This window comes from Sorangium sp. So ce426 (assembly GCF_051475585.1).
GTDB lineage: Bacteria > Myxococcota_A > Polyangia > Polyangiales > Polyangiaceae > Sorangium > Sorangium cellulosum_B.
The window spans coordinates 11910514-11933919 of record NZ_CP150341.1; the positions used below are offsets into that span (position 1 = coordinate 11910514).

Sequence of the window (23406 nt, forward strand, 5' to 3'; positions counted from 1 at the left end):
ACATGGACCTCCGCAACCGAACCCCCTTCGTCGCCGAGCGCATCGTCCACGTCGACGCCGCCGGCGCCGAGGTGCTCGTCGTCCTCGTCAAGGCGACGCTCGCCATCCACGCCGGCGGCCGCCTCGCGCCGGCGGCCGAGCAGGTGCCGCTCCAGCACGCCGACGCCTTCCACGGCGAGCCGGGCCTCTCGAGCGTGCGCTACGAGAGCGACCTCGCGCCGCACAAGGTCGGCACGGACGTCGTGGTCCTCGGCCACGCGTACCCTCCCGGCCGCCGCGACGCCGAGGTCCAGGTCTCCGTGCGCGTCGGCCCGATCCGCGCGACCCTCGCCGTCTTCGGCGACCGCACCTGGGCGCGCCCCGCGTCCCCCGCGCCCTTCGAGCGGATGCCGCTCGTGTACGAGCGCGCGTTCGGCGGGCGGGACGAGTCCGCCGAGTCCGCCGCCGACCACGAGGTCGAGCCGCGCAACCCCGTCGGGCGCGGGTTCCGGGCCCGCCGCTCGCTCGTCGACCTCGCGCAGCTCGCCATGCCGAACCTCGAAGATCCCAGGAAGCCGCTCCGCTCGCCGGACGATCGCCCCGAGCCCGTCGGCCTCGGCTTCATCGGGCGCAGCTGGCAGCCGCGCCTGCGCTACGCCGCCACGGCGCCGGACCCCGCGTCGCCGCCCCCCGCCGGGTCGCCGCCCCCCGCCCCGTCGCCGTTCCTGCCTGCCGCCTTCGACCCGCGCTACCACCAGGGCGCGCACCCGCGCCTCGTGGCCACGCCGCACCTGCGCGGCGGCGAGCCGGTCGAGCTCGTGCACCTGAGCCCCCTCGGCCCGCAGCGCTTCTCGCTGCCCCCCGCGGCGCCTCGCGCCGTGGTCCTCATCGACTCCGAGCGCCGCCCGCTCCCGCTGGTCCTCGACACCGTGGTCCTCGAGCCCGACGACCTCCGCGCCGTGCTCGTGTACCGGGGCGCCATGCCCGTCGGTCGCGATCTCTTCCGCGTGCGCCGCATCGAGGTGGAGCCCGCGCCCGCATGAGCACCGGAGCCGTCATCACCGCCGCCGGCATGGTCACCGCCCTCGGCGACACCGCCGCGTCCACCACCGCCGCGGTCCGCGCCCGCCTCACGCGCTTCCGCGAGTGGCCGAGCTACCCCTGCCTCCCCGCCGACCCGCCCCGCCCGGAGGAGCCCTTCTCCGTCGTCGCGGCGTACACCGATCTCCCCCGCGCGCTCGACCTCCCGGTCCGCTTGCTCGCGCTGGCGCTCCAGGACCTCGCCACCTCCGGCGACCTCGCGCGCGCCGACCTGGAGGACGCCTCGTTCTTCCTCGCGCGCCCCTCGCCCGGCCCCGCCGCGCACCACCACGAGCTGCGCGACGCCTTCCGGGAGCGGGTCGCGGACGCCGCCGGGGTCGACGCCGTGACCCGCGGCCTCCTCGCCCCCGACGGGCACGCGGCGATGCTCCTCGGCCTGGCCCACGCGGCGCGCGCCGTCGAGGCCGACCCTGGCACGCCCTGGATCGTGGCCGGCGCCGACGCCCTGGTCGACGTGGGGCTGCTCGAGGCGCTCGACCACGCGCGCCGCCTCAAGAGCCGCCGCAACCTCGACGGCTTCATCCCGGGCGAGGCCGCGGCCGCGCTGCTCGTCGAGCACCGCCGCCGCGCCGAGGCCCGCGGCGCCCCCATCCTGGCCGAGATCGAGGGCTCGGGCGCCGGGGAGGAGCCCCACCTCATCGAGAGCGGCGATCCCCCCTCGGGCGAGGCCCTCGCCGCGGCGCTCGCCGCCGCGTGCGCCGCGGGCGGCCCGCCCGCGTGGGTCCTCTGCGATCTCAACGGCGAGAGCTACCGGGCCAAGGAGTGGGGGCTCGCGCGCGTCCGCGCGCCCGCGCTCCTCGGGGGCGTCCGGGCGCTGTGGCACCCCGCCGACGGCTACGGCGACGTCGGCGCCGCGACCGGCGGGTGCCTTGCGGCCGCGTGCGTGCGATCGTTCGAGCGCGGCGCGTCCCCCGAGGCGCGCGCCGCGCTCTTCGCGGGCTCCGGCGACGGGACGCGCGCCGCCGTGTGCCTCGTCTCGGCGGCAGCGAAGAGGGCGTGAAGGAGGAGCGATATGCCTGTCACCGTAGGAGTCAACTCACGCACGGTCGTCCACGCCGCGAGCAATGGAATGACCATCGCCTTTCCGGACGTGTGCCTCACCCCGGCGCCGCCCGCCCCGCCGGTCCCCGTCCCCTATCCCAACATCGCCATGTCGTCCGACGCCGCGAGCACCGCGAAGAACGTCAAGGCCGACGGCAACCCCATCTGCCATCAGGACAGCAACTTCTCGCGCAGCAGCGGCGACGAGGCGGGCACGAACGGGGGCGTCGCCTCCGGCGTGAACATGAACAAGGCCGAGTTCATCAGCTACTCGTTCGACGTCAAGGTCGAGGGGAAGGGCTGCGCCCGCGCGCTCGATCTCATGCTCCACAACAGCAAGAACACCCCGCCCACGCCGGTCATCCAGCCGCCGCTCATCGTCATCGTCATGGAGGAGCCCCCGCCCGCGCCCGAGAACCCCAAGGACTGGGGCGTCGACAAGATCGAGGTGTTCTGAGGGGGCGGCCGCGGAGCGGGCCTCGACCCGCGCCGCGCTGATGGACCGGACCCCCCGCTGATTCGTCCTGGAGCTCTCGCATGCCGACGATCAAGCAATACGTGAACCTCCCTGCCGCCGCGACTGGCGTCAACGGCCCCGTGCGGCAGCTGCGCGTCACGCCCAACCAGGTGCCCAACGTCGCGCCCGGCGACCGCGTGGACTGGTGGATCGAGCCCGACCCGGGCAACGAGAGCCTCGCCTTCCAGTCGCTCACCGAGCGCACGCGGCTCGCGCACGGCGCGGCCCCCGGGGTGACGGTCGGCGCCGGGCACCACTTCGACAACACGCTCACGTTCACGCACATCGGCGGCGACAAGTACAAGGTCAAGGCGTCGCGCGACGGGCAGCGGGCCCAGTTCCTCGCCACCGACGAGTTCCAGACGTGGCGAAAGCTCTATTATACGGTCTGGTACTCCGGCGCGCAGACGCTCGCCACGTACAACAACATCGATCCGCGGTTCGTGGGCGAGTTCGCGCGGCACTTCATCGAGCTGGAGCGCAGGGCGGTCCTCCCGGCGCTCGCGACCGTGGACTCGGCCCGCGTCGACTTCCAGAGCCTGTCGCAGCAGGCGGTCAGCTCGCCGACCTTCGACTGGCCGTTCATGAACGGCGGCCCGAACGCGCTGCTCAACCTGCGCGTCGGCGGCGCGCCCCCCGGGGGAGGCACGCTGACCGACAAGCCGCTTCACATGGCCTTCCTGCTGGTGCCGAACTGCTATTACACCCAGCTGGAGCGGCGCGCGTTCCCCACGGCGAACAACGCGGTCGGGAGCATCACCACGTTCCGCACCGTGTGGCGCGACCCCACGAACGGCAACAACTTCATGTGGACGGCGCAGGCGTCGTGGCCGGCGGCCGGCGCCACCGACGTGCGGGCGTACTTCACCTTCACGCCCGGGTCGCCGAACCGCGTGAACTGGAACCTCACCACGCTGCCGGGCCTCACGGCCCACCTCGCCACGCCGGGCAACACGTACAACCTCACCTTCTCGTTCATCTGGAAGAGCTCGATCAACGGCTACAGCTGGGGCAATTTCTGCGTCGTCGGGTGCACGGGCCCGGGCCGGAGCGAGACGGCGGTCCTCGGCACCTTCGTCCACGAGATGGGGCACGGCATCGGGCAGACCGTCCGGCAGGAGCCGCAGTACAGCGCGGCCGGCGTGGCGCTCGCCACGCAGCTCGCCAACCCCCGCTGGTACACCGACCAGTTCGGCGGGCAGGGCCCGCACTGCAACACGAACGCGGGCCTCACGCCGGACCCGTCCACCACGTCGGGCCAGCGGTACGACTGGTGGCCCGCGCTCGGTGGGCGGCTCTGCACCATCTACCACGCCGGCCACTACAACCGCGACGACGGCGTCTTCTGCCCCGTGTGCGCCCCGCGCATCCGCCGCGTGCGCCTCGATACGCCGGCGCAGACCTCCCGCAGCTGGAACCACTTTGGCTGAACGTCGCGGGCGGGGCGGGGGCGCGCTGCTCTCGACCCCGCGCCGCGCCCACGTCGAGAGGACCCCATGGAGATCGAACCCCGGACACCCTTTGGCTTCGCCCCGCACGGGGGCTCGCCCGAGATCGCGGCCGGCAAGGAGGCCATCCGACTCGCGATCTCGCGGGTGTCCTTCGCGGCCGGCACGGTGGAGCTCGACGTCTCGGCCTCGTTCCTGTTCCCGGACGCCGTCGCGAGCCGCTACCGCGACGTCGAGGAGTCGATGGTCCTCGTCGTCCACGACATCGAGCAGGCGGACGGCGGCGCCCTGCTCGCGCGCAACACGTTCATCGAGTTCCCGGCCGGCGAGCGCGACGGCCCGAACCAGCTCGCCGAGCCCGCGCTGCCGATGCCGGGCCGCGGCAGCCTCGCGTCCGAGGGGTACCAGGGCGCCTGGCTCAACGTCACCGTCGCGTTCCCCTGCGCCGTGGCGGTGCCCCGTTACCGGCCGAGCGTCTACGTGTACCTCGTCCTCGAGAACTACGTGTCGAACGTGATAGGCATCGATCTCGTCGACAAGAAGGCCATCGAATTCTGACCGGCGGTGAACCCATGCTCGTCCGATCCGTCTCTTTCGGCCTGACCGCGGAGACGCCCGCGACCTCCGGCGCTGGCGTCGTCCTCGCCCAGCCGGGCCCTCCCATCGTCGAGGGCGGCGCCCTCGTCCACGTCGTCCACGGCAGCTCGCGTGTGCCCGCCGTCGATATCGAGGTCGAGCGCGCCGAGGTGCTCCGCGGCGTCTTTCTCACGCTGATCTACGCCCCCGCGCAGGGCGGCGTCACCGTGCCTCTGCTCGGGCCGAGGCTGGTCTTCCCCGACGACATCGACGACGTGGGCGCGGACCTCGTGGGCAGCTTCCGGTGCGAGATCGTCCTGGCACCCCGGGTCGGGGCGTTCTATCTGCACGCGGCGTATCGCCAGTACGTCTCCAACGTGGTTCGCCTCATGGCCCCGCCCGGTGCCCGATGACGCCTGTTTATTCCGTTATCGTCGTCACGTGGAACAACCTCCAGTACACGGCGCGATGTGTGGACGCCCTCCTCCGCACGCTCCCCTCGGACGCGGAGGTGGTGTTCGTCGACAACGGCTCGGAGGACGGCACCCCCGCTTACCTCACCGACGTCGCGCGCCGGCTCGGGGACGCCGCCAAGACGGTCTTCCTGGATGAGAACCTCGGCCTGGCCGGCGGCGCGAACCGGGGGCTCGAGGTCGCGGCCGGGGACTACCTGGTGCTGCTCGACAACGATGTCGTGGTGACCCCGAGGTGGCTGGAGGGGCTGCGGGAGTGCATGGAGGAGGCGCCGCGGGCCGTGCCCGGCGCGCGGCGCGTCGGGCTCGTCGGGCCCGTGACGAACAGCGCGCGCGGCCCGCAGAAGGTGCAGAACCCGCCGCCGTTCCAGCCGGAGGCGCTGAACGAGCTCGCGGCCGAGCACCGCGAGGCGTTCCGCCGGCGGTGGGCGCCGTCGTTCGCCCTCTCGACCTTCTGTCTGATGATGCGCCGCGAGGTCTACGCCGAGATCGGCGGGCTCGACGAGCGCTTCTTCCCGGTGGGCCACGAGGGCGCCGACCTCGCCTTGCGGGCGCAGGAGCGCGGCTTCGAGTGCATGATCGCGAGCGACGTGTACGTGCACCACGAGGGGAGCGCCACGCTGAGCAAGGCGTTTCCCGGCGCGCAGGGCGGCCTCGGGGGCGCGGACCTCTTCTTCGAGAAGTGGCGCGCCCGCCGCGCCGGGAAGACGCGGCTCGTGGCCGCGTACCGCATCAGGGACGCGGAGGCGACGCTGCGCGAGAGCCTCGACGCGACGGCGCGGTTCGCCGACGCGATCGTCGTGCTCGACGACGGGTCGACGGACGGGACGGGGGCGATCGCCCGGTCGCACCCCGCCGTGGCCCGGTACGAGCGGACGGAGCTGCCGCCGGGCGTCGATGGACGGCGCGATCGCGACCGCGCCTTGCAGATGGCGGCGGAGCTCTCCCCGGACTGGATCCTCGCGGTCGACGCCGACGAGGTGTTCGAGATGGACCGCGCGCGCGCCGAGCGCCTCATGCAGCTCGCCGATCCGCACATCAAGGCGCTCGGCTTCCACTGGTACACGTTCTGGGAGCCGACGCGCACGTACTTCCGGGCGGACGGCGCGCTCGGGGCCATGTCGGGGTACCGCATGTACCGGAACGAGCCGGGCCTGCGCGCCGCTCGCGGGGCCGAGGGCGGCCTGCCCGGCGGCGGCATCCCCGAGATGCCGGACGGGTGCGGGCGCTTCACCGACGTCCGCGTGCGGCGGCTCGGCTACGACACCGAGGCGTCGCGGCAGGCGCGGCTCGCGCTCCACGGGCGGCCGGACCCGTACACGCCGCCGCGCGCGGGCGCGCCCCCCGAGCTGGCCGATCTCGCGAGCAACACGGTGACGCTGCGCAGGTACGCGCCCGCGTCCGGCGTATCGCTCTGCATCATCGCGAGGAACGAGGCCGAGCGGCTGGAGCGGTTCCTCGCGTTCCTGGAGCCGTTCGTCGACGAGATCTGCGTCGTCGACAACGGCAGCGACGACGCGACGGTCGAGATCGCGCGGCGGTTCACCGACCGCGTGCGCGTCCACAGGACGGACCGGCTCGACCTGGCCGAGGTGCGCAACGTGGGCCTCGGGATGGCCACGCGGCCCTGGATATTGAGCCTCGACCCGGACGAGGAGCTCGCGCACTGGGATCTGCCGCGCGTCGTGCGGCTCATGGACGACCTCGACGTCCACGCCTATTCCTTCGAGATCGCCAATCATCAGAAGGACGGCCCGCCCGTCATGACGATCGCCGTGCGGCTGTTCCGCAACGACGCGCGGATCCGGTATGGGCGCGCCGTGCACGAGACGGTGCAGCCGAGCCTCGACCGGCACCCGGAGCTCGTCGTCCGCGCGGCCGGCGTGGAGATCCAGCACTACGGCTTCCTGAAGGACGACGGCGTCATGGAAGAGAAGCTGTCGCGCTACCTCGAGGCGAACCAGCGCATGCGCGAGGAGGATCCGGCGGATCCGATGCCCTGGTACAACGAGGGGCTCCACCTCCTGAACGACGGCCGCGACGACGAGGCGATCGCCTTTTTGGAGAGGGCGATGGTGCTCGGCCAGCGCTTCCTCTCGCCGCGATCGAGCCTGGCGCAGATCTACCAGCACCGGGCGCTCGCGCTGTGGCAGAGCATGGTCGCCGAGCTCCCGCCGGGTCACCCCGTGCGGCCGACGGCGGAGGAGAGCGCCGCGGCGCTGGGCCGCATCACACCGGCGCGGATGCTGGTGGGGCAGGCGCGCAGGCGCAGGCTCCAGGGGCCGTCGCATGGCGAGTGAGGGGCGGCGCGCGTTCATCGCGCAGGTCACCGCGGGGGCCGGCCTCGTGGCGCTCGGCGGGTGCGGCGGCGCGCCCGGGGCGGCGGGGGCGAAGGGCGCGGCTGCGGGGGCGAAAGGCGCGGCTGCCGCGGGGAAGGCCGCCCCTCCGGCGCCGGCCGCGGCGGGCGCGGCGCCTGTCCTCGAGGCCGCGCTGCGGGGCGGCGTGCTCGCGCTCCGCTACCGGTACCCGAGCTCCATCGGCGAGCGGCTCGCCGCCGCCCCGTGGGCCGCCACGCTCGTGGTCGCCGTCCACCCGGCGTCGGCGTCCCCCGCCTGCCGGAGCCTCGCGGGCGGGGCGCTCCGCACCGAGGCTCCCGTGCTGGATCAAGGGATGTTCCGCGCGGCGGCCGAGGTCGATCTGGCGGAGTTCTTCGGCCTGAAGGCGCCGTTCGTGCGCTACGTGCACGCGTCGTTTCTTCACCTACGGTCCGACGTGCTGCGCGTCGCTGCCATGTGAGCCGAGCGCGAGCAGGCGGCTCGGCTTCCCCCGCCGGCGTGGGCGCGCAAGTCGTGTGGGCAGGCAGGCCCTAGAGCGATAACGGGTTCAAACCACGAGAAAAAACAGGAATTTCACAGGGAGGCGGGGAGGCGGGGAGCGAGAGACGGCAAGAGATAAAAGTTCTTTTTTTTCTTCCTCCCCGCCTCCCCGCCTCCCTGTGAAAATTCTCCGGGTTTCAACGTAATCAATGTTCTAGGACAGCGAACCGAAGAACTCCCGCAGATCGGCGGCCAGCGCCGTGGGCGTCTCCGTCGCCAGGAAATGCCCGCCGCGCTCCAGCTCGGTCCAGCGCACGATGTGGTGGTCGCGCTCGGCCAGCCGGCGCACCGCCACGTCCTGCGTCAGCGACACGGCCACGGCCGTGGGCACGGTGCCGCGCGGCTTGGGCGCCCAGCCGGACGGGTCGTTGAAGGCTTCATAGTACAGGTTGGCCGAGGGGCCGCTGGTGCCGGTGAACCAGTACAGGCTCACGTTGTCCAGCAGCGCGTCCAGGCCCACCGCGTCCTCCGGCAGCGCGGCCGCGGGATCGGTCCATTCCTTGAACTTCTCGACGATCCAGGCCAGCTGGCCCACCGGTGAATCATGCAGCCCGTAGCTGAGCGTCTGCGGCCGCGTGCCCTGGATGTGCGCGAAGCCCATCATCCGGTCGCGGAAGTTCTGCAGCCGTTCCAGGCGCTGCTGCTCCGAGGCGGTCAGGCCTTCCAGCTCGGCGGGGTCGCCGGAGGGAAACGTCACCAGCGCATTGCAGTGCACGCCTCTGACATGCTCGCTGTCGATGCGGCCCAGCTCCGCCGCGATGAACGCGCCCACGTCGCCGCCTTGCACGCCGTAGCGTGAGTAGCCCAGGCGCTGCATCAGCGCCGCCAGCGCACGGGCGCAGCGGCCGTGGTTCCAGCCGGCGTCGGCCAGCGGCATCGAGAACCCGTGACCCGGGATCGACGGGATCACCAGGTGGAACGCCTGCGAGGGGTCGCCGCCGTGGCGGCGCGGGTCGGACAGCGCGTCCACCACGCGGTCGAACTCGGCAAAGCTGCCGGGCCAGCCGTGCAGCAGGAGCAGGGGCTGCGCGCCCGGCTCGGGCGAGCGCAGGTGCACGAAGTGGATCGTCTGCCCATCGATCCGGGTGGTGAACTGCGGGCGGCTGTTCAGGTGGGCCTCGCAGCGCCGCCAGTCGTAGTGGTGCTGCCAGTGCGCCGCCAGCCGCTGCAGGTAGGCGACCGGCACGCCCCTCACCCAGTCGCCGCCCGGCAGCTGCGCCGGCCAGCGCGTGCGCGCCAGGCGTTCGCGCAGGTCGTCGATGTCGGCGTGCCACCAGATCGTCGGCGTTCTCGAGATCGGGCACCTCGAAGGCGTGCGGCCCCAGCAGGAACGAGCGCGAATTCGCCAGCGGGCGCAGCACGCCCTGGTCCAGCATGCCTGTCGCCGGCACCCCCGGCATGAACACGCCTGGCCGGAAGGCGATGCTCAGGTACTCGTCGCCGGTCTCGTAGCCCAGCGTCACCGGGTGCGTGATCAGACCGGTATGCAGCACCTGCAGCCGGCCGCGCCGCTTCATGAACACGAGGTCCCAGCAGCCGTCGGGAAGGGACTGGTCCTGCGCGTCGTCGCCATAGGCGACGTGCGTGATCCGCTGCACCAGCGCGTGGTCGCTGCCGCGGATGGAGCGCGTGGTCCTCATGGGCAGCTTCCCTTCGTCATGCTGCGCAGTATGGCCGACCCGCGCCGCAAGGCGAATTCCCACGCCGGGCGCGGGCGGCTGCGGCCCACCGCGAGCCCGGGTGGATCGTCGTCGCCCCTCTCCACCTGGAGCGACAAACGGGTTGAAGCCCCACGCAAACAGCGAGAAGTTGGGACGCCAGAAGACGCCAAGATGCCAAAAGACGCCAGAATTTTATTGTTCTCTTGGCGTCTTTAGACGTCTTTTGGCGTCTTCTGGCGTCTCATTCTTATGGTTGCCAAGCTGTTCGGTGTTCTAGCGGGCGTCGCTCCGCGGCGAGGAGGCCTGTCGTCGCCGGAGGGCGAACGCGGCGAGGACCGCCGTCAGCAGGCCAAGGGTGTGATTCCCGCCGACGCCCGCGGCGCGGCAGCTGCAGCCCTCGCCGTCACTGGAGGCGTCGCCACCCCCGCCGGCCGCGCCGGTGCCGCTGCCTGCTCCTGCACCCGTGCCGCCCGTGCCGCCCGTGCCGCCGCCCATCCCGCCGGAGCCGGCGGTGCCGCCGCCCATCCCGCCCGAGCCGGCGGTGCCGCCGCCCGCGCCCCCGTCGCCGGAGGGCCCCGGCGGCGGCACCGTCGCGCAGTCGCCGAGCGAATGTTCGAGCGCGCCGAGCGTGAAGCTCCCGCTGCCCGGCCGCCCGCGCGCGCAGTAATCATCGGTCACCGCGGCCTCGGCGGGCGCTTCGCCGACGAGCGACGCCACATCCCCTTTGAGGTGCAGGTCGCCGAGACTCGGATCTTCGTACCACGTCTGGAACGTCGCGAGCCCCACCTCGGCCAGGTTGTCACTCTCCTCGTGCGTGGCCCCGTCGCGGTCGCGGATCTTGCCCGTGAGCAGGTTGCCGCGCGCGACGCCGCTTGTCGTCGCGAAGCGGAAGTCGATCCCGCTCGTCGCGATCAGCGTATTGAAATGAAGCCGCGTGTCCGCCGCGCGGTTCAGATAGATCCCGACGTCCGAGCAGCTCGCGATGATGTTGTTCCGCATCGTCCCGCCGGTGTGCTCGACCTCGCAGGGCACGTCGGGGTCGTAGGCCGGGGCGCAGTACTGCGCCCCCGTGCCGCCGCCGCCGAACGACAGCCCGATGCGCGCCCCGTCCGGCGAGCCGGCGGTGGTGCAGACGACGAGGTTGCGCTCGAAGAGCCCGTCCGAGCCGCCGCTCTTCATGAACGCGGCGTAGCTGACACCGTCGCCGCCGTCTTTCTGAAAGTCGTGCAGGTAGCTGTCGCGCACGGTCCAGCGCTTGCCGCCGTCGATGTTGATCTTGGTGACGGGCCTGCCGGTCCTGCGCGGGTGGGTGTCGAACAGCTCCGATCGCTCGATCAGCCCGTCGTCGGGGGCCGTCCAGACGCCGTCCACCTGCGCGGCGTTGATCTTGAGCTGGGCGTTGAAGTCCCGCACCCTCGAGCGGCGGAGGGTGAAGCGGCTGGCGGCGCCGAACACGTGGAAGGCATGCTCGCAGTCCGAGTCGTCGGCGCAGACGCCGCGGATATCGAGGTCTTCGAAGTGCCAGTTCGGGCCGCTGACCTTGAAGCCTTCGAGGCCCGACAGCTCGACGATCGCGCCGAGCGGCTCGGCGGCGCGCACGACGATCGGCGCGGCCTCGGTGCCTGCGGCCGCGCACGAGACGCCGTCGAAGGCGTAGGTGCCCGAGGCGAGGACGATCTCGTCGCCGGCCTTGGCCGCGCCGATCGCGGCGACGAGCTCGTCGGTGGTGCCGACCGGCACGACGGCCGCCGCGGCGGGGGCGGCGAGGAGGAGGGAGGTGAGCAGGGCGAGGGGAGCGACGGACGCGCGGCGTGGCGACATGGCTGCCAGGATGCGCGGGGGCGCTCGTCCGTCAAGACGGCGCGTGCGACGTGTGACGGCCGCGCTCACGCGCGCGGGGCGAGCACCTGAAAGCGCCGTCCGCTGGACAACACGTACGGGTCCTCGCCGGTCGCGAGCACGTCGTGCCGCTGGCTCAGCTGATGACCTGGCTGGCAGCAGGCGAGCGTGTACGCGACGTTCCAGCGCAGCCGGGCGAGGACATCGTCGATGGGGACGTGGGCGTGCACGAACGTGACGAGCACGCGCATGTCGGGCAACGCGTTGAGCCGTTCGATGGCTGCGAAGACGTCCGCGCGTTGCCAGGCGAAGCGGCGGATGCCGAATCGGGTGCGCCAGGCCTCGACAAGCGGCTCGTTGAGCACCGGATCGACGCTGACGTTCTCAGCCTCCGTCTTCAGCGCGAACAACGCCCCGGTGCGGGCGTGGGCGCCGTCGCCGACGTGGATGACCCGGCACGGCGCGCCGGACATGAAGGGCCGCAGGTGCTCGAGCGCCGAATAGCTCTCGGTCATTTCTTTGGCGGGGCGCGTGGCCTTGGCAAAGAGCGGCCACAGGGCTTCGAAAGACCCTCGACGCATCAGGCGATCCAGGTAGTCGCTGCTCGCTGGGCCAGCGTCCGTGTGCGGATTCACGGCGGTCGTTCTATCACCGGGCGCCGGCGCGCGCGGCCCAAAGCGTGAGCTCGACGGTTTGCCGTCAGCTCCGCGCCGGAAGCTCCACAAATCCGGGCTTTTCGTGCGAGCGCTCCGACGGCGTGTCGCCGCGGGTCACCCCATCAGCTCCAGCCTGCCATGGCCAGCGAGCACCAGCGCGCGGGCGTGCTCCAGGATGCTTCAGCTCGTCGTCCAGAGCCGCTTTCCGTCATCCACCCCGGTCGTGCTGGTCCGCGCCCTCTGGTAAATTGGGAGCCGAGATCGATCCTTTGCCCGCCTTGTGGCTCTCGGAGGTTCCATGTCCTCTCGTTCCTGCTCGCTCCCGCCCGCGCTCGCCGCCCTCGGGGTGGCCGCCCTCGTCTCGCTGCCCGGCCAGGCGCGCGCCGACGAGCGTTTCGCCGTCTCGGGCGGGGTCTCCCTGTCGCTCTCGTTCGGCCAGAAGCTCGCCTTCGGCCTGGGCGCCGACCTCCGCGCGGCGGTCCTCCTGGATGGCAGTCAGCCCGGAGGGTACAGCACGGGGAACATGGGATTCGGCCCGTTCGCGCAGGCGACATGGCTCAACTTCTCCGCGGGCCGCTTCGCGGCCGGCCTGCACGGCGGCAGCGATATCTCGGACGACTTCGACAACAACGCTTACAGCATCGACGGCGAGTTCGGATGGACGTACCGCACCCGCTATAGCGACGAGCTCCCCGGGCAACACGGCCTCCACGTCGGCGCGATGACCACCCTGTTCAGCCCGCTGGGCCTCGAGCTCTCGGCGCGCGCGGCCATCCCGCTGTCGGGCGAGCCGTTCGTCCCCGAGGGGACGTTCGGCGCCGGCCTCCGCTTCCCTCCGCCCTTTGGCGTGCGGTTCAGGCCCATTGTCGGCCGGCCGCTGCGCACGGCCGATGGGGTCGTGCTCCCGCCGGCGCTCGGGCTGGGCCCGGCGGTGTCGGCCCCGGCGCGGCTCGATTGCGCGACCCGGGCAGCGCTCGCGGGGGCGTGGCTGGACAGCGCGCGGGCCGAGTGCGGCTCGATCCCGGCGTTCCTCGCCCTCGCGCGGGACCTCGCGGCGGTCGGCGCGCCCGCGTCGCTCGTGGCGCGGGCGCTCGCCGCGCTCGGCGATGAGGTCCGCCACACGGCCCGATGCAGCGAGATCGCGAGCGCGCTCGCGGGGTGGCGCCTCGGGCCGGCGCTGCTCCCGCCTCCGGCGGCGCGCGACGCCGGCCGGCAGGCGGCGCTCGTGCGGATGGCGCTCGAGGCGTGGCACGACGGCTGTCTCGGTGAGGGCGCGGCCGCGACCCGGGCGCGCCGGTCGCTCGCGGGCGCGAAGGACGCGGGCGTATGCGCGGCGCTCGGCGAGATCGCGCGCGACGAGGCGCTGCACGCCGAGCTCGGGTGGCGCGTGCTCGCCTACTGCCTGGCCGAGGGCGGGCGCGAGGTGCGCGAGGCGGTCGGCGACGTGATGACCGGGCCGGCGCCGGCGCCGCCGCGGGACGACGCCGAGGTCGAGGGCGAGCGGAAGGAGCTGCGGGCCTTCGGCCAGCTCCCGCGCGCCGAGGCCGACGCCGCCTGGGACGAGACGTGGGCGGCGGCGCGGCGCGACGGGGAACGGATGCTCGTCGGCTGATCCCGGCGTGGGGCGCGCGAGCTACGCCGAGGCGAGCGCCTCGATGTCGGCGACCTCGAGCACCTGCTCCGGCGCCCCGCTCGTCACACAACGCACCATCGCGCGCTCCACGTCTTCGAGCTTCAGGGCCGGGAGCACGAGCTTCATGAGCGGGACGAGCGGAAGCAGGACGACGCTCAGGGGTTCGCCGCGGGCGAGCCGGCCTTCGCCGAGCGTCGTGAACGGCCCCTTCTCGGCGTCGCTCGCCTGAACGACGAGAAACGTGCCGCCAGCTGCTCCCTGGATCATGCCATGTGCTCGATGCCCGCGGGCATGTCGACCCAGGAGTGCATGCGCTCCTCGTAGACCGAGAACGTTGGGGCCGGAAACTCAGGATCGGCGAACGCGCCAACGGGTATTGCCACGAGCTCTGGATGACCTTCGAGGGTATAGTAGACGGTGGCACCGCAGCGAGGACAGAACCGGAACGTGCTTCTTGTGCCTTCGTCTCCGACGCGGACGAACTCGACGCTCTCGCCGACGATGGTGACTGCTTCGCTCGAGAAGCGAGCCTGAGCACCGAAGACGCTGCCGGTGCGGCGCTGGCACGCTAGACAGTGGCACACCGAAACGCGAAAAGGCTCGCGAGCGGTTCTCGCTTGTAGCTGGCCGCAGCTGCAGGATGCTATTCGAGGTGTCATGGGCAGTGAAGTGGTTTCCATTGCGCCGCCTGACTATCAGTCGATTGGTCAACCAAAGCCGCCGGACCAGGTCCGTCGAGCGCGTCGCCTTCTGTAAACTCCCCCCACGGAAAGTCTCACGGATCGGCTCTGCGCCGCAAGGCAAGTGCTGTCCCGCGCCATAGGGTAGACCCGTCCAACATCGACGGCAGTCGCTGCCTTTCCAGGCACCCGGGGCGCGTGGAGGGGGGCGGCGGATGCGCTCCTGCTCTGGAAGCGCTGCGCTCCGAACGGGCATCGGTCGCCACCCAGGTTGCGTCCTGACTTGCGGCGCCTTTGGCAGACCCAGGAACGGGGTCGGGTTCACGTCCAGGGGTGACAGAAGGATCGAGAGCACGGGTCGCAGGCGCCATTCGACGCGCTAGCGCGCCCCACGCGCGGCACCCACGCGCGCAATCGTGCCCATCCACCCGATCACCGAAAGCGCTGCGAGCTTCTGAAGCGCTGGCAAGAGGACGTGGCAGCCCGGCACCGCGATCGCAACCGCGTAGTACGCGGCGTCCGCGCTGACGAGCGCGAGCGATAGCGCACCGAGCCACGCCGAAAAGCGCAACGGTGACGAGCGGCTTTCGCCCGCATTGCCCCGTGCAAACGCGCCTGTCACGCCCAGCAGCGTCGCCAGCAGCCCGGGGATCGTCGCGACGAACACCGACGCTGCGTGGAGCAGCGGCGAGACCACGGACGGCAGCCACGCGATCAGGATCGTGCCGGCGGCGGAGAGCAGCCCGAACACGCGAACCGCGCCGCCGAGCCGGCCGCCGAGCAGGGCGCCGTGAACCCACCAGAACGGGACGAGCGCGAGGGAAAAGCAGACGAACGAGGCCTGCGCGAGCGAGCGAGCGCGCGTGTTCTCCACCCCGCGCTGGGTCACGGGCTGCGTGAGGTCGCAGAAGAAGTTGCCCCAGAAATCGTAGCCGGGTGCGTTCGCGTCGCAGAAGGTGCCGCCCGGATACGCGGCCGCGGCGAGCGCGGTGAGGACGAGAAACGCGGAGACCCCGACAAGGATCAGCGCGGGCGCGACGCGGGTAGGCTGCCCCACGCGCTCGAGAATACCACGAGAGCGGAGGCGTCACGGGTCATGCTCGAAGCTCCGGCGCGCCCGGGCCGCTTCACCATGGTGTATCGCGTCACGCTGTTTCGCCTCCGTGTGGGCCGAGCAATGCCACCGTGCGCCATGCTGAGACGCGAACCTGACAACGCTGTCATGGTATTGCCGCCGGAGCGCAGATGGCCGCGGTTTGAGCTGTGTGGCCCGCGCGATCCGGCGCGATCGGACCAGCGGCGCTCGGGTGCGGCGCGACGTCCGGATGGCATTGCGCGCGCGGCATCCATGTTGCTGGGCGGGCCGTCCCGAGCGCGGTGCGGTCGCACCGCGGAGGAGGGTGCCAGTGCGAACCGTTCCCGCGTCTCTATCTCTCTGTCTTTACGCTGTATCGGCGGTCCTCCTCGGCGGCGCCGGGCTCGTCGCCTGCAGCCAGGGTTCCTCCCCGGAGCCGCCCTTCGCCAACGGCGCCGGCAGCACCGGCACCGGCAGCACCGGCACCGGCAGCACCGGCACCGGCAGCACCGGCACCGGCAGCATCGGCGCCGGCAGCACCGGCAGCGCCGGCGTCGGCATCGGCGCCGGCAGCACCGGCAGCGCCGGCGTCGGCAGCGGCGCCGGCAGCAGCGGCGGCGCCGGCGGCGGTGCGGGCGACGTCGATGGAGCCCAGCCCGAGCCGCCCCCGGCGCCCTCGGACGAGGACGCCGGCGCGGCCCCGGCGTTCACCTGCGAGGGGCTCGACTCGAGCCAGCCCGTGGTCCTGTACCTGTCGGCCGACGACTCCAATTCGATGAGCTCGCCGGTGCACGTGCGCGAGCTGCTCCGCTCGGGCAGGGCGCCGGCGCCGCGGCAGGTGCGCACGTACGAGTTCCTCAATTACTACCGCATCAACTACGCGCCGCCGGACGAGGGCGAGCTCCGCGTCGAGCCCCAGATCGAGCCCGGTGAGGAGGCGGGGAGCTACGCCCTTCAGATCGGCGTTCGCTCCTACGATCCGCCGAGCCCGCGCCGCCCCATCGCGGTCACGTTCGTCCTCGACACCTCCGGATCGATGGAGGGTGAGCCGATGGCGCGCGAGAAGGCCACGGTGCGCGCCGTCGCCGCGAGCCTGTCCGAGGGCGACGTCGTGAACATGGTCACCTGGAACACCCAGAATTCGGTGGTCTTGAGCGGCCACGTGGTGGACGGTCCGGACGACCCGGCGCTGCTCGCGGCGGCCGACGCGCTCTCCGCCAGCGGCGGCACCGATCTCGAGAGCGGGCTCCGGGTCGGGTATCAGCTCGCCCAGGAGCACTTCGAGGAAGGCCGGATCAACCGGGTGATCCTCGTCAGCGACGGCGGCGCCAACGTGGGAGTCACCTCCGAGGAGCTCATCGCGCTGCACGCCGAGGACGCCGACCAGGAGGCGATCTACCTCGTGGGCGTCGGGACGGGGCCGGCGCTCGGCTACAACGATGTGCTCATGGACACCGTGACCGACAAGGGGCGCGGCGCCTATGTCTATCTCGATGACGAGGACGAGGCGTTCCACATGTTCCGGGATCGCTTCGCGGAGGTGATGGAGGTGGCCGCCCGCGGCGTCCAGGTGGAGCTCACCATGCCGTGGTACTTCAAGATGGAGAAGTTCTACGGCGAGGAGTACTCGACGAACCCCGAGGAGGTCGAGCCGCAGCACCTCGCGCCGGGCGACGCGATGATCTTCAGCCAGCTCGTGCGGGGGTGCGATCCGGGCGTGATCAACGACGAGGATACCCTCACCGTGCGCGCGCGCTGGCAGACGCCGCTCACCCATGAGGCGAAAGAGGCGAGCCGCGAGGCGACCCTCGCGGAGCTCGCCGCCGGGAGCAAGGAGCAGCTCGTCAAGGGCAAGGCCATCGTGGCCTACGCCGAGGCGCTCAAGGCGAGCACGAGCGAGGCGCTGCACGCCGCGCGCGAGCAGGTGATCGCGGCGAACCCGGGCGGCGATCCGGAGCTCGACGAGATCGCGGAGCTGATCCCGCTCCACCCGCTCTACTGAGACGTCTGCGCGGGCTCTGAAGAGGCAGAGAGCTCCAGCAACGCCGCGTCGTGCGCCTCGGCGCCGGGCCCGAGCGGCTGGCCGTAGGAGAACTCGATGTAGTTGCCGTCCGGGTCCTTGAGCGCGCAGAAATAAGCCACCGGATAGGGCAGATCCTTGGGCGGCCAGACGAGGTGCGCTCCGCCGCGGCGCGCGATCTCGTCGACCGCGGCGCGGCTCTCGAGCGCAAACCCGAGATGACTCATGTCCTCCGGCGCCTGCGGAGCGCGCCGGCCGCCCTCGATCATCACAAGGACGAACGTCCGCTCCTTCCCCTCCTCGGCGAGCCAGGCGACCCGCGAGCCGGCGTCGCTGCGCTCGTGAACCACCTTGAGCCCGCAGAACTCGCGATAAAAGGCGATCGTCGCGTCGAGGTTGCCGACGTGGAGCGCGACGTGGGTCATCATCGGTTTCATCGTAAACTCCCCTTCTTTTCTCCCCGGCAGCGTAGCAGAAGAACAGGCGCGGGAGCGGCGGGGCCGCGCCCCGGCGCGCTCGAGCGGAGGTCCCGTTCCAGGCGGGCTCGAGCGCCTCGCTCGACGCGCACCCGCGCGCGGCGGACCGGATCTTCGCGATCTGCGCCGCGACCTCCGAGGGGCTCCGCGTGCGATGATCGCGAGGTGCCGCGCGCCCCCGGTGCGCGCCCACGCTGCTGGGGATTCGGCCTCCGTCGTCGCGAGCAGCGATGGCCACGGACGTGGCGGGGAGAGCGTTTCGGACGTCACTCCCAAGGACGCTTGCTCCTGTTGCGACGCGCACTGACCTGCTCTAACCCTGGGATCCAGAGGCGCGTGGGCCTCGACGAGCTGGATTGTGCGTCGTGGGCGCAGTCCGTCGCCGCCGGAGTCCCGCCCGTCGCGCAGCGCTCATCGCTTGCGCGGTGCGCCGGTCAATGGCTAGCTAGGACGAGTCCCATCGGGAGGGAGCCATGCAGCTTGACGTGGGTAGCCCGCGCGCTGTCCAGAGCATCTACTTCCTCGCGATCGCCCCGGCGCTCTTCGCCTACTGCATGTCGGGCACGTTGCTCAGCGACGAGAGCATGTACGTCACCGCCGGGGCTCTGGCCCAGGACGGCGAGCTGTACGGCGATTTTGCCTATCTTCAAGCGCCGGTGCTGCCGCTCCTCTACGCCGCCCTGTTCCGGAGCGCTGCGCCGGGCCACGATTACCTCCACGTCGCGCGCGTGGTGACATTCTGCTTCTTGCTCACGGGCGTCGTCGCGATCTACGCGGCAACGCGGCGGCTGCTCGGCCCCTCCCACCGGGCGGCGCCCGCCCTCGCGGCCACGCTCTTCGCCGGCAACCACATCATCGGGCAGCGCGCGGGGTCGTCGTGCAACGACATGGCAGCGCTCACCCTCTGCGTCGCGGGGGTGTGCTGCCTGCTCCCGCCCCTCGGGGCGCCCGCGCCTCCGCGCCTGGGGCGCGCGCTGCTGGCCGGGTTCCTCGTGGCCCTGGGGGTCTCGACCAAGATCTATCACGCGCCGCTCCTCGCGCTGTCACCCGTCCTGCTGCTCGCGTGCTCGCAGGCGGCTTCGCCGTGGGAGCGCCTCGGGGCGCCGTTCCTCTCCTACCTCGGCGGCGCGATGCTCGGCCTGGCCCCCGTCTTCATCGAGCTCGCGCGCGAGGGGCGGGTCTTCGTGTTCAACGTGATCACGTATCACACGGTGAACTCGCGGTGGCGCGTCATGGACAGTCACCATTATACCTCGCTGTCCGGCAAGGCGAGGGCGCTCTGGGACGTGCTGGCGATGCCGACGGCGGGCATGCTCGTCGCCCTGCTGGCGGCGCTCGTCCTCGTCGTTGCCTGGACCGCCTGGAGGGATCGACGTCCCCTTCGTACCGTGTTCCCGACCGACGCTGCCGTCCTGGCATCGCTCGCCGGCGCCGCCTTCGTGACCGCCCTCGTGACCTCTCCGGTCTGGGGACATTACTTCATGATGGTCGTCCCCTTGTCGCTGCTCGCCGGCGCCGCCTGTTATCGCTCGCTCGCGCAGCGCCCGGCGAGCCCCTGGCTGCGCGTCTGGTCGGCGCTCGCGATCGCCGTGGCCCTCTTCCACGGGGTCCGGCTCGCTCGTTACCTCCCGCACCTCGCGCGGCCCACCGGCTGGAGGCCGGCGGAGGTCCACGCCGAGGGCCTGAGGCTCCGCGACGCGATCGTCGCGGCGGGCGGCGCGCGTGCCGCGTCGGGGAGGGTGGCGACGCTCTTCCCTCTTTACGCCGTGGAAGGGGGCCTGCCCGTCTATCCGGAGCTCGCGACGGGCGCGTTCCTCTACCGCGTCGGCGACCTCGTCCCCGCATCCGTCCGTGCCGCCGTGGTGGCGACCTCACCCCTGACGATTGGTGAGCTCCTGGAGCGCGAGCCCCCTGGGGCCATCCTCGTCGGCTTCGAGACCGAGCACGGTCTCGAGGCCCCGCTCCTCCGGTACGCCCGCGAGCACCACTACCGCGAGGCAGCTGCGGGGCGCCTGAAAGGCACCCTCTACGTGCGGCCGGCGCCCGGGGGCGGCCCGATCGCGGACGGTGGAGCCACGCACTGAAGCCGGCCGCGGGATCTCGGCGCGCACTCGGCGAGGAGCGCCGCGGCGGCGCCTCACTCCGCCGGTGTGCGGCGGGGCGTGGGGGGACGCCGGCCGGCGTGCGGCGGGGCGTAGGGGGACGCCGGCCGGTGTGCGGCGGGGCGTGGGGGGACGCCGGCCGGCGTGCGGCGGGGCGTGGGGGGACGCCGGCCGGCGTGCGGCGGGGCGTGGGGGGACGCCGGCCGGCAGGCGGCCGGCCACCCCAGCCCTCGCGCGACGACGCCGTTCGCCGGTCACCTCGCAACGTCGCTCCAGTCCCGATCCCAGGTGACATCTCTCTCAGGTTGGAGGGAGATGTCGCCGGTACACCTCGCGCACCCTTTTTTTTTCGGCTCCGGCGCACGATTTCGCAACAACCCGGGGGACCTTCCCGGAAATAGTAGGGATGACGACGGGTGACAGATGACGGCGCTCCGCTCATGTCCGGCCCGCTCCTCGGTCCGCAGCCGGAGCCGGAGGGTGAACCGCGCCGCGCTGCCGCTCGCTGCATCGCTCTTCCTGGCGGCGCCGGTGGCGCTCGCGCAGGTCGCGCCGCACGGCGCGCGCCTGTCCTACACGCGGGGCCCTGGCACCGAGGGGTGCCTCGAGGAGCCGAGCCTCCGGCATATCGTCGCGAGCCAGCTCGGCGGGATCGACCCGTTCGTGAGCGACGGCGCGTGGCACATCGAGGTGGTCATCCGGCGCAAGGGGCCGGCGTTCCAGGGAGAGATCGCGCTTCACGACCGCGATGGCCGGGCGCTCGGCCGCCAGGGCCTCTCCAGCCCGATCTGTGGCGTGCTCGTGCAGAACATCGGCGTCTCCCTCAGCGCCTTCATGCGCCCGTTTCTGCCACCAAGACCTGCACCGGGGAGCGCTCCCAACTTGCCGCCGCCAGGGCCGCCGCCCTCGCCGGCGCCGGGGGGCGCCGCTCTGCCAGACGCGCCGGGCGTGCCGCCCAAGGCGCCGGCCTCGAAGCCGCCCCACCCGGTCGCTGCGCCGGCCCGACCCGCTCCGCGCCCGAGGCCGCCGCCGGATGGCCCGCGCCTCCAGCTGGGCGCCGGGGTGCTGCTCGGCGCCGGCGTGGCGCCGTCGGTGGCGGTCGGGTTCTCGGGGGTCGCCGGCGCCCGCTGGGAGAGGTTCTCGCTGTCGCTGGAGGCCCGCGGTGATCTTCCGATCGACGCCGAGCCCTACCGCAGCTGGACCATCGGCGTGTCGGGGCTGAGCGGCTCGCTCGTTCCCTGCGGTCACGCGGACTGGTTCTTCGGCTGCGCCCTCGCCACGGCAGGCGGGCTGTGGAACATCAGGGACAGCACCGGCAGGGAGCTCGCACTGCCCTACGCAGGGCTTGGGTTTCGTGCGGGGCTGGAGGTGCCGCTTTCGGCCCGCCTCGCCGGGCAGCTCAGCGGCGACCTCTCGATCAACATACATCGGACGCACATTCGACCGCTCCATGGTGAAGGGTGGTCCGTGGCGCCCATCTCGGAGGCGGTGGCGCTCCGCCTGGTCGCTTTCTTCTGAACCTCCGTGTGGTTTCGCGAAGCGTCGGACGCGCCTGCGGGAGCGATTCTCACGAGGCGGTCGCGAGTGCGTGAGGTGCGCGGGGGTTTCGGGCGCGCCCCTCACGGCCTGCCGCCCTCTGGAGAGGCGGCTGTTGCGCCCGGAACGAGCTGCCGACTCAGGCCGGTACGGCGCTGGGGCGGTGACAGCAGAACGTTGCCGCCGCGGTCGGCGCGATGCTGCCAACCGGCTCGCCGCCGAACGGTTCGCATCGTCCGGGCTCGAGGCCGACGACGCTCACCGATTTGCTTCCGAGCGCCGTCCCGGAAGCGACGGTCCCGCAGCCAGAGGCCTCGGAGGTGATCACCTGGCCCGCCACGAACTGCGAGCACCCTTCATCGCTGAACGCGGAGGCCAGGACGCTGCACGTCGCTCCGGTCGGCTCGGTGCAGTCGCAAGGCGCGCAGCCGCGGGTGTCCTCAACGCCGGAGTAGAAGATGTACCGGTCCGGGTACGTGGCCGGGCAGTCCTGCTCTCCCTCGTGGTGGATGCACGTGAGAAATCCCTCCGGCGGCGCTGCGTCGCCGATCGGCGGCGCCGGCGTGCAGGTCATGCCCGGATCCGCGCACGGGGGGGACGCGTTTCCTGTACACGCCCGGGCGACGATCGCGAAGCTCCCCGCCCTCGCGGGCTCGTCGGGGCTCTCCGGCGCCTCCGCGACCCTCGGTGCGCAACCTGCGGAGACGACGCGAGGCGCCTGGATTGCGAGCGACTGCACGCACGGGGCTCCATCGCAGGTCCGTTCGGCCTCGACGGCATTCGCCGAGGTGCAGGCCCCGTCCCACCCCTCCGGGGCAGCGAACGAGGTCGCGGGAGCCTCGGGGCCGCCGCACGGGAAGCTGGCGTAGGCCCTCCATTCCGTCGGCACCTCGCACGTCGCCTCCGGCGGGTCGCACGCGCAGGCGGGGCACTGGTGCGGGGCCGGAGCCGCGAAATCCGCGTAGCCCTCGTAGCCGACGATCGGCGCGGTCGCAGGGCAGCTCGGCCCGCCGTCGGGGGAGCCGATCCAGAGCAGCGCGGGCTCAGACCAGCCGAGCGGCTCCTTCGGTACGCACTGCCCTGCGCAGACCTCTGCCGGCGGGATCAGGTCGCCGAAATCGGACGCGATGGCGACGTCCGTGTCGTCCTCGGCCGCGCAGTCCTCGCCGCCATCACCGCCATCCCCGCACCCGCCAGCTCCGCCGGCGTCGGGGGGCTCGAGCACCTCACAAGGGGTTGTCTTGGGTCCTTGGTCCTCATCCCAGGGGCATATGTATCCGGTCGACGATCCGCATCCGCCGGACGTGACCCCGAGCCCTAGCCCGAGCGTGCTCGCGCAGCAAACCGCCATCATCCCACGCTGCCAACGTCGCGCCCGCGCCGCCATCGCCGCTCCTCATGATCTGCGGCGCTGTTGACGTCACGCCGCCGCAATTGCGGTCACGTTACCAGGGGACCCCAGGGCGCTACCAGACAAACCCGGGGGAAGACCACCCCCGTTCGATCGCATTACGAAGAGCCCATCGCAGCGGACGACGATCAGGGCCGCGAGAGGTTCGTGCGACCCAACGTGGGGACCGATGGCGCTCGGGTTCGACGCCGCGTTGCTGAGCACACGACCCGCCCCCGTCATGGGGAGCGCATGCCGCCGTCGTCGAGGCACGGTTGCGCCCGGAGCATGCCGCCCCGGCCCTGCGACGGGGCAAGCGGGTGTCTG

General features: G+C 72.2%; 21 protein-coding genes. 13 read left to right on the plus strand and 8 right to left on the minus strand.

What is annotated here, in order from left to right; all coding sequences use genetic code 11:
- The first annotated feature begins 2 nt into the window (after positions 1-2).
- The 8 genes from WMF44_RS44740 (at position 3) to WMF44_RS44775 (ending at position 7931) form a co-directional block, all read left to right on the plus strand.
- Positions 3-1022, plus strand: a complete 1020-nt coding sequence (locus tag WMF44_RS44740) for a DUF2169 family type VI secretion system accessory protein (protein WP_437296152.1) — start codon at positions 3-5, stop codon at positions 1020-1022.
- A complete protein-coding gene (locus WMF44_RS44745) occupies positions 1019-2080 on the plus strand; it encodes a hypothetical protein (RefSeq protein ID WP_437296153.1) in 1062 nt (353 codons plus the stop codon). Before WMF44_RS44740 ends, WMF44_RS44745 begins: the two co-directional genes overlap by 4 nt.
- A 12-nt stretch (positions 2081-2092) precedes the next feature.
- Positions 2093-2578 (plus strand): DUF4150 domain-containing protein, encoded by a 486-nt coding sequence (locus tag WMF44_RS44750; RefSeq protein WP_437296154.1) that lies wholly within the window; start codon positions 2093-2095, stop codon positions 2576-2578.
- A gap of 80 nt (positions 2579-2658) precedes the next feature.
- Positions 2659-4068, plus strand: coding sequence for a hypothetical protein (locus WMF44_RS44755; protein WP_437296155.1), 1410 nt, complete (start codon positions 2659-2661; stop codon positions 4066-4068).
- Positions 4069-4134: 66 nt separating this feature from the next.
- Entirely contained in the window at positions 4135-4644 is a 510-nt protein-coding gene (locus WMF44_RS44760) for a hypothetical protein (RefSeq protein ID WP_012240970.1), read from the plus strand.
- A gap of 14 nt (positions 4645-4658) precedes the next feature.
- Positions 4659-5075, plus strand: coding sequence for a hypothetical protein (locus tag WMF44_RS44765; protein ID WP_437296156.1), 417 nt, complete (start codon positions 4659-4661; stop codon positions 5073-5075).
- Complete coding sequence (locus tag WMF44_RS44770) at positions 5072-7435, plus strand: glycosyltransferase (RefSeq protein WP_437296157.1); 2364 nt, start codon at positions 5072-5074, stop codon at positions 7433-7435. Before WMF44_RS44765 ends, WMF44_RS44770 begins: the two co-directional genes overlap by 4 nt.
- The gene (locus WMF44_RS44775) at positions 7425-7931 is read left to right on the plus strand and encodes a hypothetical protein (protein ID WP_437296158.1); all 507 of its coding nucleotides are present in this window, start codon (positions 7425-7427) and stop codon (positions 7929-7931) included. Before WMF44_RS44770 ends, WMF44_RS44775 begins: the two co-directional genes overlap by 11 nt.
- 234 nt (positions 7932-8165) lie before the next feature.
- Here the strand turns inward: WMF44_RS44775 and WMF44_RS44780 are convergent, their stop codons facing one another.
- Complete coding sequence (locus WMF44_RS44780; protein WP_437301680.1) at positions 8166-9308, minus strand: epoxide hydrolase family protein; 1143 nt, start codon at positions 9306-9308, stop codon at positions 8166-8168.
- Between WMF44_RS44780 and WMF44_RS44785 the strand changes: the two genes are divergently transcribed.
- Positions 9271-9888 carry a hypothetical protein gene (locus WMF44_RS44785; RefSeq protein WP_437296159.1) on the plus strand — a complete coding sequence of 206 codons (618 nt, stop codon included), beginning with the start codon at positions 9271-9273 and terminating at the stop codon, positions 9886-9888. The genes WMF44_RS44780 and WMF44_RS44785 overlap by 38 nt on opposite strands.
- Positions 9889-9945: 57 nt before the next feature.
- On the opposite strand, the gene WMF44_RS44790 is transcribed toward WMF44_RS44785, so the two are convergent.
- On the minus strand, positions 9946-11493 hold the full coding sequence (locus tag WMF44_RS44790) for an MYXO-CTERM sorting domain-containing protein (RefSeq protein WP_437296160.1): 1548 nt from the start codon (positions 11491-11493) through the stop codon (positions 9946-9948).
- A gap of 65 nt (positions 11494-11558) precedes the next feature.
- On the minus strand, positions 11559-12146 hold the full coding sequence (locus tag WMF44_RS44795) for a hypothetical protein (protein WP_437296161.1): 588 nt from the start codon (positions 12144-12146) through the stop codon (positions 11559-11561).
- A gap of 319 nt (positions 12147-12465) precedes the next feature.
- Between WMF44_RS44795 and WMF44_RS44800 the strand changes: the two genes are divergently transcribed.
- On the plus strand, positions 12466-13779 hold the full coding sequence (locus tag WMF44_RS44800; protein WP_437296162.1) for a hypothetical protein: 1314 nt from the start codon (positions 12466-12468) through the stop codon (positions 13777-13779).
- Positions 13780-13800: 21 nt separating this feature from the next.
- Here WMF44_RS44800 and WMF44_RS44805 read toward each other — a convergent pair whose 3' ends face one another.
- The 3 genes from WMF44_RS44805 to WMF44_RS44815 form a co-directional block, all read right to left on the minus strand.
- On the minus strand, positions 13801-14067 hold the full coding sequence (locus WMF44_RS44805; protein ID WP_437296163.1) for a hypothetical protein: 267 nt from the start codon (positions 14065-14067) through the stop codon (positions 13801-13803).
- Complete coding sequence (locus WMF44_RS44810; RefSeq protein ID WP_437301681.1) at positions 14064-14459, minus strand: GFA family protein; 396 nt, start codon at positions 14457-14459, stop codon at positions 14064-14066. Before WMF44_RS44810 ends, WMF44_RS44805 begins: the two co-directional genes overlap by 4 nt.
- Positions 14460-14859: 400 nt before the next feature.
- Positions 14860-15537: a hypothetical protein gene (locus WMF44_RS44815; protein WP_437296164.1), complete on the minus strand. Its 678-nt coding sequence runs from the start codon at positions 15535-15537 to the stop codon at positions 14860-14862.
- A 349-nt stretch (positions 15538-15886) separates the two neighbouring features.
- On the opposite strand from WMF44_RS44815, the gene WMF44_RS44820 reads away from it, so the two are divergent.
- The gene (locus WMF44_RS44820; RefSeq protein WP_437296165.1) at positions 15887-17557 is read left to right on the plus strand and encodes a vWA domain-containing protein; all 1671 of its coding nucleotides are present in this window, start codon (positions 15887-15889) and stop codon (positions 17555-17557) included.
- On the opposite strand, the gene WMF44_RS44825 is transcribed toward WMF44_RS44820, so the two are convergent.
- Positions 17551-18012 (minus strand): VOC family protein, encoded by a 462-nt coding sequence (locus WMF44_RS44825; protein ID WP_437296166.1) that lies wholly within the window; start codon positions 18010-18012, stop codon positions 17551-17553. The genes WMF44_RS44820 and WMF44_RS44825 overlap by 7 nt on opposite strands.
- A gap of 512 nt (positions 18013-18524) precedes the next feature.
- Between WMF44_RS44825 and WMF44_RS44830 the strand changes: the two genes are divergently transcribed.
- Both WMF44_RS44830 and WMF44_RS44835 read left to right on the plus strand, forming a co-directional pair.
- Complete coding sequence (locus tag WMF44_RS44830) at positions 18525-20135, plus strand: hypothetical protein (protein ID WP_437296167.1); 1611 nt, start codon at positions 18525-18527, stop codon at positions 20133-20135.
- 498 nt (positions 20136-20633) lie between these two features.
- Positions 20634-21671, plus strand: coding sequence for a hypothetical protein (locus WMF44_RS44835; RefSeq protein WP_437296168.1), 1038 nt, complete (start codon positions 20634-20636; stop codon positions 21669-21671).
- A gap of 157 nt (positions 21672-21828) precedes the next feature.
- On the opposite strand, the gene WMF44_RS44840 is transcribed toward WMF44_RS44835, so the two are convergent.
- Complete coding sequence (locus tag WMF44_RS44840; RefSeq protein WP_437296169.1) at positions 21829-22914, minus strand: hypothetical protein; 1086 nt, start codon at positions 22912-22914, stop codon at positions 21829-21831.
- Positions 22915-23406 lie beyond the last annotated feature (492 nt).

Coding starts and splice junctions, on each gene's coding strand:
- WMF44_RS44740 (WP_437296152.1), top strand. CDS start 3: ATGGACCTCCGCAACCGAACCCCCTTCGTCGCCGAGCGCATCGTCCAC.
- WMF44_RS44825 (WP_437296166.1), bottom strand. CDS start 18,012: ATGAAACCGATGATGACCCACGTCGCGCTCCACGTCGGCAACCTCGAC.
- WMF44_RS44755 (WP_437296155.1), top strand. CDS start 2,659: ATGCCGACGATCAAGCAATACGTGAACCTCCCTGCCGCCGCGACTGGC.
- WMF44_RS44775 (WP_437296158.1), top strand. CDS start 7,425: ATGGCGAGTGAGGGGCGGCGCGCGTTCATCGCGCAGGTCACCGCGGGG.
- WMF44_RS44805 (WP_437296163.1), bottom strand. CDS start 14,067: ATGATCCAGGGAGCAGCTGGCGGCACGTTTCTCGTCGTTCAGGCGAGC.
- WMF44_RS44785 (WP_437296159.1), top strand. CDS start 9,271: ATGTCGGCGTGCCACCAGATCGTCGGCGTTCTCGAGATCGGGCACCTC.
- WMF44_RS44830 (WP_437296167.1), top strand. CDS start 18,525: ATGCAGCTTGACGTGGGTAGCCCGCGCGCTGTCCAGAGCATCTACTTC.
- WMF44_RS44790 (WP_437296160.1), bottom strand. CDS start 11,493: ATGTCGCCACGCCGCGCGTCCGTCGCTCCCCTCGCCCTGCTCACCTCC.
- WMF44_RS44810 (WP_437301681.1), bottom strand. CDS start 14,459: ATGACACCTCGAATAGCATCCTGCAGCTGCGGCCAGCTACAAGCGAGA.
- WMF44_RS44770 (WP_437296157.1), top strand. CDS start 5,072: ATGACGCCTGTTTATTCCGTTATCGTCGTCACGTGGAACAACCTCCAG.
- WMF44_RS44765 (WP_437296156.1), top strand. CDS start 4,659: ATGCTCGTCCGATCCGTCTCTTTCGGCCTGACCGCGGAGACGCCCGCG.
- WMF44_RS44745 (WP_437296153.1), top strand. CDS start 1,019: ATGAGCACCGGAGCCGTCATCACCGCCGCCGGCATGGTCACCGCCCTC.
- WMF44_RS44750 (WP_437296154.1), top strand. CDS start 2,093: ATGCCTGTCACCGTAGGAGTCAACTCACGCACGGTCGTCCACGCCGCG.
- WMF44_RS44800 (WP_437296162.1), top strand. CDS start 12,466: ATGTCCTCTCGTTCCTGCTCGCTCCCGCCCGCGCTCGCCGCCCTCGGG.
- WMF44_RS44760 (WP_012240970.1), top strand. CDS start 4,135: ATGGAGATCGAACCCCGGACACCCTTTGGCTTCGCCCCGCACGGGGGC.